This is a genomic window from Rossellomorea aquimaris (assembly GCF_008180865.1).
GTDB classification, from domain to species: domain Bacteria; phylum Bacillota; class Bacilli; order Bacillales; family Bacillaceae_B; genus Rossellomorea; species Rossellomorea yichunensis.
This window is the reverse complement of sequence record NZ_VTEX01000003.1, coordinates 50,093-61,825: the sequence shown is the minus strand read 5'-3', so window position 1 is coordinate 61,825 and position 11,733 is coordinate 50,093. Positions and strand designations below refer to the sequence as shown.

Annotated in this window: 16 protein-coding genes; 12 read left to right on the top strand and 4 right to left on the bottom strand. The window is 42.8% G+C overall.

Features of this window, described 5'->3' with window-relative positions; all coding sequences use genetic code 11:
• The first annotated feature begins 48 nt into the window (after positions 1–48).
• Positions 49–456, top strand: a complete 408-nt coding sequence (locus FZC88_RS13045; RefSeq protein ID WP_148970716.1) for a YugN-like family protein — start codon at positions 49–51, stop codon at positions 454–456.
• On the opposite strand, the gene FZC88_RS13040 is transcribed toward FZC88_RS13045, so the two are convergent.
• The 3 genes from FZC88_RS13040 to FZC88_RS13030 all read right to left on the bottom strand — a co-directional run bounded on the left by FZC88_RS13040 (position 449) and on the right by FZC88_RS13030 (position 3,450).
• Positions 449–1,441: a potassium channel family protein gene (locus FZC88_RS13040; RefSeq protein ID WP_148970715.1), complete on the bottom strand. Its 993-nt coding sequence runs from the start codon at positions 1,439–1,441 to the stop codon at positions 449–451. The two genes, FZC88_RS13045 and FZC88_RS13040, sit on opposite strands and share 8 nt — an antisense overlap.
• Positions 1,442–1,494: 53 nt before the next feature.
• Positions 1,495–2,046, bottom strand: a complete 552-nt coding sequence (locus FZC88_RS13035) for a GNAT family N-acetyltransferase (RefSeq protein ID WP_187443625.1) — start codon at positions 2,044–2,046, stop codon at positions 1,495–1,497.
• 186 nt (positions 2,047–2,232) lie between these two features.
• Positions 2,233–3,450: a lactate 2-monooxygenase gene (locus FZC88_RS13030; protein WP_148995235.1), complete on the bottom strand. Its 1,218-nt coding sequence runs from the start codon at positions 3,448–3,450 to the stop codon at positions 2,233–2,235.
• A 1,558-nt stretch (positions 3,451–5,008) separates the two neighbouring features.
• Here FZC88_RS13030 and FZC88_RS24070 point away from each other — a divergent pair.
• The 4 genes from FZC88_RS24070 (at position 5,009) to FZC88_RS13015 (ending at position 7,215) form a co-directional block, all read left to right on the top strand.
• On the top strand, positions 5,009–5,161 hold the full coding sequence (locus tag FZC88_RS24070; RefSeq protein ID WP_187443624.1) for a hypothetical protein: 153 nt from the start codon (positions 5,009–5,011) through the stop codon (positions 5,159–5,161).
• 494 nt (positions 5,162–5,655) lie between these two features.
• The gene (locus FZC88_RS13025; RefSeq protein WP_148995234.1) at positions 5,656–5,964 is read left to right on the top strand and encodes a hypothetical protein; all 309 of its coding nucleotides are present in this window, start codon (positions 5,656–5,658) and stop codon (positions 5,962–5,964) included.
• Positions 5,965–6,080: 116 nt separating this feature from the next.
• A complete protein-coding gene (locus tag FZC88_RS13020; RefSeq protein WP_148995233.1) occupies positions 6,081–6,563 on the top strand; it encodes a hypothetical protein in 483 nt (160 codons plus the stop codon).
• A gap of 232 nt (positions 6,564–6,795) precedes the next feature.
• Positions 6,796–7,215: a hypothetical protein gene (locus FZC88_RS13015; RefSeq protein WP_148995232.1), complete on the top strand. Its 420-nt coding sequence runs from the start codon at positions 6,796–6,798 to the stop codon at positions 7,213–7,215.
• Positions 7,216–7,370: 155 nt separating this feature from the next.
• Here the strand turns inward: FZC88_RS13015 and FZC88_RS13010 are convergent, their stop codons facing one another.
• Complete coding sequence (locus FZC88_RS13010; RefSeq protein ID WP_148995231.1) at positions 7,371–7,655, bottom strand: helix-turn-helix domain-containing protein; 285 nt, start codon at positions 7,653–7,655, stop codon at positions 7,371–7,373.
• A gap of 93 nt (positions 7,656–7,748) precedes the next feature.
• On the opposite strand from FZC88_RS13010, the gene FZC88_RS13005 reads away from it, so the two are divergent.
• The 7 genes from FZC88_RS13005 to FZC88_RS12975 all read left to right on the top strand — a co-directional run bounded on the left by FZC88_RS13005 (position 7,749) and on the right by FZC88_RS12975 (position 11,690).
• A complete protein-coding gene (locus FZC88_RS13005) occupies positions 7,749–8,309 on the top strand; it encodes a hypothetical protein (protein WP_148995230.1) in 561 nt (186 codons plus the stop codon).
• A 92-nt stretch (positions 8,310–8,401) separates the two neighbouring features.
• Positions 8,402–8,692, top strand: a complete 291-nt coding sequence (locus FZC88_RS13000) for a hypothetical protein (protein WP_148995229.1) — start codon at positions 8,402–8,404, stop codon at positions 8,690–8,692.
• Complete coding sequence (locus FZC88_RS12995) at positions 8,689–8,943, top strand: hypothetical protein (protein ID WP_148995228.1); 255 nt, start codon at positions 8,689–8,691, stop codon at positions 8,941–8,943. Before FZC88_RS13000 ends, FZC88_RS12995 begins: the two co-directional genes overlap by 4 nt.
• A gap of 165 nt (positions 8,944–9,108) precedes the next feature.
• Entirely contained in the window at positions 9,109–9,501 is a 393-nt protein-coding gene (locus FZC88_RS12990; RefSeq protein ID WP_148995227.1) for a hypothetical protein, read from the top strand.
• Between the two features lie 634 nt (positions 9,502–10,135).
• Complete coding sequence (locus FZC88_RS12985; RefSeq protein ID WP_187443623.1) at positions 10,136–10,342, top strand: helix-turn-helix domain-containing protein; 207 nt, start codon at positions 10,136–10,138, stop codon at positions 10,340–10,342.
• A gap of 12 nt (positions 10,343–10,354) precedes the next feature.
• Positions 10,355–10,780, top strand: a complete 426-nt coding sequence (locus FZC88_RS12980) for a helix-turn-helix domain-containing protein (protein WP_187443622.1) — start codon at positions 10,355–10,357, stop codon at positions 10,778–10,780.
• Between the two features lie 247 nt (positions 10,781–11,027).
• A complete protein-coding gene (locus FZC88_RS12975) occupies positions 11,028–11,690 on the top strand; it encodes a hypothetical protein (protein ID WP_187443621.1) in 663 nt (220 codons plus the stop codon).
• The last annotated feature ends 43 nt before the right edge of the window (positions 11,691–11,733 follow it).

The following is an 11,733-nucleotide window of genomic DNA, read 5'->3' as shown; positions in this document are numbered from 1 at the left end:
CTTTCACTTTAGGAGAAACTATCCCTAAAAGAAAGGGGATGGATCCACGTGATAGAGCTTTCATCTAACATTGAAGGACAGCATTACCAACTGTATAAGCTTGAACAGCTATTAAAGCCGCTTGGATATTCGATAGGTGGTAATTGGGATTATGATCACGGCTATTTTGATTACAAAATTGATGACGAAGTTGGCTACCAATATTTGAGAGTGCCGTTTACGTCTGTTGACGGTCAATTGGATTCAAGGGGGGCCACGGTTGAGTTCGGTAAACCGTTCCTTCTCTCTCATAAATACCAGCGTGGCTTGGACGATAACGCATCAACCGGAACCTTCTCAGGCTCGGTCAATCAATTTTCCGAACCACAAGATCCCGATGCAAGCTTCCCGGAAGAATATATTGAAGTCGGGAAAGAACTTGTAAAAGAGCTGGAGAACGTTTTATTCTCTAGTTAGAGATCACAAGCAGTTCATCCGTTTCTTCAACCAAAGTCGTCAAAGGAGGATTCACAGTCGTGTTTTCTCCTTTTTTTATGCCTAATAAGATAATATTGTTCTTCAGAAGGTGTGCACTCAATGAATGGAAATTTTCATTGATGTATTCAACGGAAACAGGGATCAGCTTCAGGTTATTTCCTTTAAGGTGGTTCAACAGCTTTAAAATCGTCTTAGACATCCCTTGAGAAATGATGCTGTTCATCATCACGTAGCTGGTTTGCATATTTGTTTGTATTACTTCATCGGCTCCAGCGCGTTTGGCATTGGCCACTTGATCCTTCTGGAGGATTTCCACGACCGTGTATAAAGCAGGATGATTCCCCTTTATCGCGAGGAGTGTTAAGACAGAATTCATGTCTGCTGTCATCTCATCTTTATTTTGGTCTGCAGTGATAATGGCAATCGAAGCTTCATGAAGGTTCACTTTGTTCAAAATTGCATCTTTAAAAGGTGTTCCTCTAACGAAATGAATATGGTTATTATTATAGGGGTTCTTTTGAAGGGTTTCATCGACAAGAATGATATCACACTGGGATTGAAGAGAAGTCAGCTGGTTAATCACTTCCCGCGTTCGTTCATTCCAGCCTACTATGACGACATGCTCTTTTCCCTTAAAGGCAGCTCTTCCTTCCAGATAGGCATTTTGTGTCATGACCGTTTCCGCTGCAAGTGTGACAAAATAAGTTGAAAGAAAGCCTGCACCTACAAGGATGAGAACAATGCCAATCAATCTGCCTTCAAATGATGTAGGAACAAAATCCCCATAACCCACCGTGGAAGTCGTAATAATCGCCCACCAGATCCCATCGAATAAGGAAGGGAAGGTATCGGGCTCTATGAAATGAATGATCGTTCCAAATGAAAGCATCAACGTAATGGCGATTGTAAATATTCGTATAACTAAAGGCCAGCGCAAGAATCCATGAAACATTTGCTGCACCATACTACCAGCTCCTTTTTCATCTGCACTGACCATTATTGCCTATTCAAGTTCGTCTAAAACTCTGAAAGCCATTCTTTCTTCAATAAACTGTACATATATGCATCATATACTTGATCATCCTGAAGGATATATTCCCTTAGTAAGCCTTCTTGTTTGAAACCGAGTTTTTCAACTACTCGTGATGAAGCCTTATTATAAGGAACGATCACTGCCCCTACACGATTCATTCCTTTATCTGCAAATAGGTAGCTGAGTAACGGGGAGAGTGCCTCACCCATGGTTCCTTTACCCCAGTGATCAGGGCTAAGGTCATATCCGATTTCGCAGCGCTTATACGCTTTCGAAATGCCGTGGAAGCCACATGTCCCGATCATCTTATTCGAATGCTTCTCCTCGATGGCCCAGCGCATGGGACCACCTGTTTCCAGGTGCTTTTCGTAGTTGTCGACCATACTTACCGCCACTTCTCTCGAATCGATCGGACTCATTCCGAAATATCGGAGAACGTCCCCGGAAGTATAGAGTCCATAAAGAAAATCGACATCTTGCAAAGTGATTTGCCTTAGTAATATTCTCTCCGTTTCAAATACTGGATATTTTTCCAAAATTATCAACCCCTTTGTACATGAAAGTATACCATGTCAGGAACGGGGGAGGATGGGAAATTTCATCGTATCTTTTAGTATTGGTGATGGTTTGTCATAAATGCAGTTTTGATGGAGAATGATTTCTAGGGACACAAATGAACTGAACAAAAAAGCCCCTGTCAGTGTAAGACAGAGGCTGATTCATTATGACTTCATTCCCGCAGATTGTGAATCCGGTCTTCCTATCCTTGAAGGAATTGATGCGTCTTTCACGTCAGTCAGGAGTGATGGATCTAATTCAGAAACGGATGCTTGACCGGAAAGGGCCATCGTCAAATCGAGATCTGCCAGTACATTCCGGATGACATCCTTCACCCCTTGTTCACCAGCCAGGGTCAATCCATACATATAGGGTCTGCCTAAGAGAACGGAACTCGCTCCCAGGGCCAATGCTTTCACTATATCCGCACCCCGTCGGATTCCACTGTCAAATAGTACAGGGATCCGTCCATTCACAACCTGACATATCATCGGCAATGAGTCTAAAGCTCCAACGGCCCCGTCAACCTGCCTTCCACCATGATTGGATACAATAATCCCATCCATTCCGTGATCGATGGCAAGCTTTGCGTCATCGGGGTGTAGAATTCCTTTAAGAAGAATTGGCAGGCTTGTATGATCTCGCAGGAACTCCAGGTCATCCCACGTCAAACTGGCATTGCCAAACACTTTGGCCCATAGGGTGGCAGCTGCCTTCGCGTCAACTTCAGGGGGATCTTTCAGCATTGAACGAAAGACAGGGTCGCTCACATAATTCCCGACTCCTTCTCCTGACAGAAAGGGAAGATACGCGTTTTCAAGGTCTGATTCACGCCATGCCATCATCGCAGCATCAAGAGTAACGACGATAGCGGAGTATCCGGACGCTTCAGCCCTCCTCAGCATACTGGCTGCAATCTCACGTTCGTTGCTCCAATAAAGCTGAAACCATCTTGGGGAGTTACCCATGACAGAAGCGATTTCCTCCATGGAGTAAGTAGAGGCTGAGCTTGCAATGAACGGAACATTCATGGATGATGCCGCACGTGCAGACGCGAGTTCCCCATCAGGGTGAACGATGGATTGGACTCCGATGGGAGCGAGCATAAGAGGGGAGGAGTAGACTTCTCCCAAGACAGTCACCTTCAGATCACGGTTTTCAACGTTGTTCAGCATACGGGGAACAATCTGCCAGCGGTCGAAGGCATTTCTTTTGGCGCGCATCGTATCTTCACCGCCCGCACCTCCCGCTACATAATAATAAGGACCGTCTTCAAGCTTTTCCCGGGCCTTTCTTTCAAGCTCTTCAAGCCGGAATGGAATGGAGGGACGGACCTTCCTCTGATAGATTTCATTTTGGACATGGTTTCCATACTGATTCATGGTATTCTTCTCCTTTCTCCTTTGCCGGAACAGGTGCAAATAATAAGAAGGAAGCGTATGTAATCGGCGAGCTTTTCCTTATAAGGAAAATGTTACTTATAGAATTCAGAAAAGTCAATTTATTGATGGTGAAAAAAGATTCCGATTAAACGTCCGGACCCTATGTTATTTATATATATAGACGTTATCTCTTCATGTGTTATAGTATCGACGGTCGTACATACATTGTCACTGAATCGATGAACCGCCAATCATCTAAAAACATAAAAAAAGGCGTCCTTATTTACAAATAAGGACGCCTCTTTATGTATGGAGCATAGCGGGATCGAACCGCTGACCTTTTGGCTGCCAGCCAGTTGCCGCATGTCTCCGTATGTATTAGACGTTAAGTTAACGGAAAGAGGCCCGATGCGCTGCCGTTTTCATTCCGCCACTCTTTTTCGATTAATGCCATTATAACCGATAGCACCTTTTCGTTACAATAGGCAATACCATTTCGCTGCGATTTATTTAACTCTGCGGTAGCCCTCATGTTCAACCTTATCGCAGTCACCTATCCGCACAATGTAGTACGTACTGTCATCGCAAGTAACGATAGCCTCATCCGGTAACAAGTGCGCCTGGGCGAATTCTAGCGTGAAGGGTCCGGATAATAGGTCGGTATGGTCGCTCATATGTATCGCCTCCTTACTGCGATTATATCATTGCCTACACCTGCACGGAGGAGCTTGCGCGTGGCCTTCCGAACACTTCCGAAATACTGCCATACCGAGGGTTCATATAGCACGATAGGGGAGGGGGTATTACATTGTGGGGTATGCGATATTATTTATAGAGTTATGCGGATTGGAGAACGTGGGATTGCGTAAGGCAACGTAATGGGATGCGTCAAGGTTACCGCCTTTACATGTTGGCGGATAGAGAATGCGGAAGTGATTACACCTGCACGAGGGTGCTGGGGCGGAAGGGCTGCCGGAACTCACGGGGTTGTAGTATGCAGTATGCCGGGAAATAATAGTGATTCACATACTTTGCTTGGCGCTCAAACATGCGTCAGATCAACGATGTATAGAATCGTGTATAAACGGTTGAATCGATAGATTGTGAAATCGCATTAAATCAACGTTTGTTAGTCGGTTTAACTTCCTCGAATTTTTATTATGTTAAGTAGAAATGAATATAATATTCACTAAAATGCATAGAAAAATCGCTGACCCCAAGGCCACCCCCTCGCCCGGCCCTTGTCTGACGTTTGGAATTAGCGCGCAATTTTTTAACATCGGGGTGTATTATCTTTCCGGTTGAAAAACACCGTATATAGTTAAATTATTTGAAGAACTGCAATCAATTACCGAATATGGCCCTCATGCTCTCTTTTTCTCAGAATTACTGATTTGACAAACAAAGTACCTATTGACCCGAAACACAATATAGGGTGTGTTGAATAATTTTTTGCACACTATATGTTGTGTTACTTTATTGCATTTCTAATAGAGTAGTGATATCGTATTCTTTGGATATTATTTCTAATCCAATTTGGCGATAGAGGGGTGAATTAATGCTAGATTTAGAGTTATGGAGTTTCGTATTTGATCGTATCGAAAATTTGACAGGACTTGGTTATACGTTGTTTTTAGCGAGACGTATCGATAAGTCTGACGGAGATAATGACGGAGAAAATAAAAAAGAGTCATCGCCTGGTAGCAAATAACTCTTTAATACTGACCGTTAGTGTTGTAGGGACATTAGCGGTCTTTTTTTTCTTATGAACTTAACACGACTAGTATAACAACTACGCAATTAAAATTGCAACAATTTGCGAAGATTAATTTACGTCATTGCGATTGATAACATGTTCCGCAGTATATCCTTCCGTAAGCCTCATACGTCTCATTGTCGCTCAATCGTTGCCGGCATTCGTTACATTCCTTCGTATTCATGCTCGGATCATAATCGTAAAGCGAGCCGGAGTTACCTGTCTTGTAGCCGCTCATGTTGTCGCCAACTCCTTTCCGTGATAATACCAATATATTCCGATTAACAAGGCGATAGAACTACTCTAACTGGCGGTAACTTGACGGAAGTAAGACGGAATAAAACACGGAAAAACCGCGTCATCATGCGATTATCGGCATAAAAATAACTGTTGGCTAATATCTTTTCCCGTAGTATGATTGGACTAATAAAAGGTATAGGAGTGAAATAATGGGAAACTGGATAGGCAAGGTCGGAATCGCCTTTATTGTAGCGGGAGTAATTGGAGCATTTGCATCTTTAAACGGAGTAGACTGGGACGCTTATGGATTTGCGAAAAAGATGGCCTCGTATGATGATCTTGAGTATCTTGCGCAAGTAACATTGTATCGCGGAATGATTAACACGGCCATTATATCGGTTGTATCAGGCGTGGCAGTCGGGGCGCTGTTTATGGGGATAGGGACGTTAATAGATATTGGTCGTGAAAGAAACGAGCTAATTCGCAAGCAGTCCGATAGGTTGGAAAATGCGAGTTAAATAAATATCGCATCTAACAAAAAGAACGCCTATAACGGGAGGCGTTCTTTTTGTTATTTAGATAGAAGGAAAATAAAGGAATATGTCGAAATACTATTATTGGAGGTGATGAAAATATGGAACGTACAGAAAGATTTACAGGGTTAGATCGATTGAATAATTATAATTCATTTATAATTAGGAAGTTTGCCGCGGCGCTCCAAGACAGGTATGAAGGAAAAGATATGCTGGTCGCAATTGAAAAGACCGTTACGAGCGAGGAGCAGCAAGATACTTTGGTGGTTCTCTTAGAAGATGGGATTGAGGTCATAAAAAAAGACATCGTCGAAGATGGGTACCAGGAAGATGGTAGATTGGCTCCTTTTGATGTTGAAATTTCCTTTATCCCTTACAGAGAAGTTACCGCGGTCAAAGAAGTTTTTGTTGATATTAACTCTACAGACACTTTGCCAAGTTTGGTTCAAGTTACTTTTAAGAATCGTGAGCCCATATCGGTAAATAAAAACAACGATTTTAACCATCGCTATTCAAAATACGAAACAAGAAACCAAGATTGTATTAAATTTGTTGATATACTAAAAAGAAAAATCACAAAGTAACGCGCAGATTGTCGAACGAATTGGGCGAGCAGTATCCTGACGTCTTTTCGCTAGACTAGCAACATTTCACAATCTATCGCATAAGTTGGCAGTGAAGAACGCCGGCGTCCGTGGATCCTCTACGGGCGTTTTTTTTATGCCCTGACGTCACTCACCGGTTAAACTTATTCGGTCATACTTTAGACGTCTCTGCATATGATAGACTATCGCTAACCTAAAGGAGTGTTTTCGTATGTATAGACCGACCGTTCGTTACGCGGAGATTTATAAGACATATATTGAGGAGGTATTCCATGCGACCACTTTAGACCGTAATCAAATCATTCGCCTGGCTTTATTCGTAGCTGCTAACTCGCCGGAATACAATGCGATCCTCAGCGAATATAAGTATGCAGACGTCCTTCTTCCCCGCCCTAAGTGGTCACCTAATCAATCGGCTTTATGGCAGTCGCAGGAGCCTACGGAAATGGAAGAGGGAGGGACGTCACATGTTATCGATGGAAGAGAAGCAAGTTTTAGCGAGGTTGTTGACGTCAGTAGAGCCGGAGCAGCAGGAGCCACAACGCAAGGAGAGAACACGCGACGAGAAGGGTCGATTCGCGAGGGAGTCATCAAGGCGACAGGCGGATCCATATCGTTCGCGCTCAATTAAGCTGAAGAAGATTCGCGGATCATACAATAGTTATAACGTGGTAGACGATAGGGACATCGACTGGCTGATATGCGGGGCGATTCTATTACTCTTCGCGATAATAATGTAGGGGCTGCCGAGGCGGCCTCTTTATTTTGCGCATAATAAAAGACGCCTTAATTGGCGCCGTCGTATTTATATTCGATTATATCCTCTAAAGAATATTGCTTCGCAGTATATGGCTTTTTCTTCGGATCCTCTGCGTTTTCTTTTTCCACGATAGGCGCTAGATCGTTTAACGTATTCAAAATGGCAACTAGCGTTTCTACTTCAATTCTTCCCATCTTACCTTCCACATATTTCGCTATAGTGGCTGGTCTTATCTTTCCTTCTACAGCTAATCTATTTTTAGCCATATCCATATCAGCAAGAATCTCGCCTAGTTTAAACTTTAACCCCACAGTATCATCCCCGATCAATTACTTATGATTTTATTATACATAATTAATTTAAATAAAAAAAGATAAAAATTGTGTTGACGGTATGACCGTAACGTGTATATAATAAAGTCATACCGAATCGGTAATACTCAATCGTGGATATGGAAGGATGACAACATGAAACCGACAGATGTGTATTGTATGTGTGAAAAGCGTAAGTTCACGGAAATCATGCAAGGCTTAATCATCGACGAGGATCTTCTTTTGCTGATTGGCGACACTGGCCTAGCGGTTTGGACTTATAAGGAAGAGGAGGGGCGAATAGTTGTAGATTGCGAAGATGACTACAGTGTTTTATCACTCGACATGAACGCCTTTAATTTACCGCAGAATCTTGAGGCGGTGAAGCTTGCGAAAATGACTTTTCCGGAGTTCATTAGCTATCTTGTCAATTGGGACGGCGGTGAAGTTGTCGCAGGTGTTAATCCTGGCGATCACATCTACGAAGCTAAAGAAAGGTTCATTTGGCAGGTCGTTCACGTTTATCCTAATGGTACCGTGTCGACAATCGACGGCAAGTTAATCACGGCAGGTGACTACGTTGTGCTCGATGAGAGAGACGTCTTGGCGCTCGCTCAGGTAAGGGAATCGATAATAGGAGGAATTGAAAAATGATAGCAGCAATTGGTTTTTCGTTGTTCGGAAGTTATTTAATCGGTTATTTTGTCGGCATGGATCGCAGCGGAACTTTAAAGGAGGAAAATTAAATGGGTAATCGTAAAATCGTTTCAGTCGTATTAGAGGTCGAGTTGGATCAACCGGAATATTTTCGCAGTCACTTAGTCAGCGATATGGGGTCGTACTACTGCACGGAAATCGAAGGCGTGCTTTTCTTAGGAACTCTTTTGCCGAGTAATAAATACAAAGGCCACTATGAGATGCTTAACGACCTCATTTCGTTCAAAGCTAACAAAGAGACGCGAGCTCTTATCGATAATCCGGATATGTCTCTTGGCAGTCTCCTAATGCTAATTGAGCGTTTCGGGTGGTCTGAATGACGCGTAAGGTAACGGTTCATTATACTGACGATCCTCAAGCACCGGACGAACAGGCGACATTAATTGATGGCAACGTATTAATGTTTGATTATCCGTTTGAAATGTATTTCCGAATCATTGTTCGAGGTTACGTTGACGGCAATCACGTTTATCTCGACGCATATCACAATATGGAGCTTGGCGATAAGGTTCCGGCAGACCAAATCGAGCAGCTCACGCTTTTAGAATACATCAGGAAAGTAGCAAGGTAAGTTTACGGACGGTCGGTGCGCGGAGGCAGGGCGCATCGGTCCCCCGTTTAACTCATCGCGACAGTTGGACGAGCGTGTGAGACGGCAACCTTAGACGTTGGTCGACCTGCCGTTGGAGAAGTATGAGGCGAAACTATCAAACTAATAAAATCGGAGGTTACGAAAATGCAGGATTTTATTTCTGACGTTTACCATCGTAGATTGATCGATACATACACAGAGGTTCGCGAGACATTTAAGAAGCTTGGGATGATGTTGTCGGTGCTCGACCGGCAGATAAGCAACATATATCACGAAATAGAGTGTACAAGCGAAGAGGATCTGGACGCCATTGCCTGCACGCTCAGACTCAAAGCGGCATTGACTCGTAGAAGGTGTGTAAAAGATGAAATGGCGAGGCTTAAGCCGTTTAATAGTATGGCTAAACAAGCGTTGAATGAGATCGAGGTAAGGTACGAGGGAGCGCTACGGGCCAGTTTCGAAATCCGTCAGCAAGTAAACATAAGTATGACAGTCGAAGAGGTAGCTGCGGAAATGGGAGTAGAGGGCTTGCGCTGATTGGCGCGGGCTTTCTGTTATAGAGGAAAATAAAAAATCTGTACCGGTCGAATTGGTACAGGAGATTGTGAAATTTAACGCTTTAACGTGTGGACGCACAGTGTAATTGTAGTACTTTAGTACCTTTTTTAATGGGTTATCGGAAGTTTTGTTCACAAAGTTGTCACAAACAGTAGGACTATTGTCATTTTTATCCCTAATTTTTGGTAATTCACAAACTTTTTGAATGGTTATAGTGAGAGGAGTTTTGAGGTTTCGTGAATTTATTCACAAAGTCTCATTTCTAACCTGTCTGGCGAGCAAAAACGATTTGAGGTTGTTTTTAACCGTGTAGAATAGGCGTAAACGGGTCTGTAACTCCTTTTTAAGGGTATAGTAGCCAAAACGCTTAGAATCGCTCTGAGAGCCCTCTAGACGGATTTAAAAGGGTTCTATAACAGATTGACCATTTTTGACCATATTAAACCTATCTTATACTACTATATTACACCTTGAAATAGTATATGTCAAACCCATTATTTAAGTGCAGTAAATAAGTGCATAAGTAAGAAGGCGGATTACTCCCATGGTTCGCTTTCTGTTTTTGTTTTACGTGGGGGTTAAGAAAATTATACGTAACTAGGGGGAAATGTACATGAGTTCAAATTTATTCCGATTCATCAGGCAGTCAAGAGGGTTAACGCAGAAGAGTCTCAGCGAAATGTTGGGTATCAGTGAGCCGATGGTGTGTATGATCGAAAAAGGAAAGAAGAATGTCAGCGATAGAGTAAATAAGAAACTCCGAGAATTATTCGGCGATGAATATGTAGATAAGTGCCGCAAGTTCTTGGAAGAAAATTAAGGAGGGATTTACGTGGGAGAACACAAATATCCGTACGAAATTACTGAGCATTACATTCCTAGCGTCAACAGTCTAAGGAGGATTTACACGCAACATCCGAATTTTAACGGAAACTCTCTATTAATATACGAGTTGCTTTTCGATTACTGGAACCCTAACTATGGATATGCCTTCCCGAACATTTGGCAACTATCCGCGGATTCCGGTCTAGGCGAATCTACAGTAAAAAGGTGCATAACGACATTAGAGACGCTCGAGCTTATTAAGAAGAAGCGTTCTCCGATCGCAGCGAATAATGTCTACGTATTTAATAAACCAGTCAAGTCAGTAGATGAGTTAATCACTAAGTTTCCGGAAGTCGAAAAATATAGAGAAGAACGACTTGCGAAAATTAAGGATAGTGAGCAGACGAGTAAGAAGAGGTTTGCAGCCGGATAATCGACTACGGTTCATTTTGATACGTAGGTACAGTTCATTTTGATACGTAGCTACGGTTCATTTTGATACGTTATATAAATTTACCGATATAAATATACCGAAAGAAATATACATTCCGTCATTTTTTAAAAAAAAATAACGGCGTCATCTATTGGTAGGTATTAATCGCAGAAAAGAAAAGAGAAACCAAATAAAAATACTCCTACGGTTCATTTTGATACGTAGGGAATACATGGGGGAATTAATGATGGAGGAGACGAAGAGAGTAGTATATAGAGAACCAGGAGAAGGCGCTATCGAATTCGCTGAACAATTCACTCGAGGAATAATGATGACGGACGCTATGCCAGTTATTCAACGTCTAATGAAGGGAAAGCTTCATGATACGGAAGACGTCCGTGTGAAGAATTGCGATTGGTGCGGTTATCTGTTCCGTGATAAGTCAAGGCCGAACCGGGCGAAGACGTGCTGCCGGCCTTGTAAGTATGCCAAGGATAATTTCGCAAAGAAGAATAAAAAGGCCGATAAGGAACTTGTTAGCCCGAGGAAAAAGCGCAGTTCTAAAATGTCTGATTATTACGCAGGTCACTTGGAGTACCCGTTTTTCGCCAATGAAACGTACATGCTTAAGTATCATCGCCATGAGAAGTCATTTGCGCCGGATAAACTTGCGCTTATTCAAGGTGCTCAACAGACAAGTAACGGCGGGCGTAGGAAATCAAGAAACACACCAACGGATGGTAGCGATCGAGTAGTGCTTCGTGGAATCAGGCATGGACATAGTTTTGGACCGGTTGAAGAATCGCGCATGGATCCTGCGGCGGTCGAGAAGTATTTCGCAGATAAGTATAGTGATAGAAAGCTAAAGATGGAACGTTTAAGAGCATCGCAATTTAAGTGCAGTAAATAAGTGTATATATAGGAGAGGGCGTTTTAGCCCGTTATTATTTTGG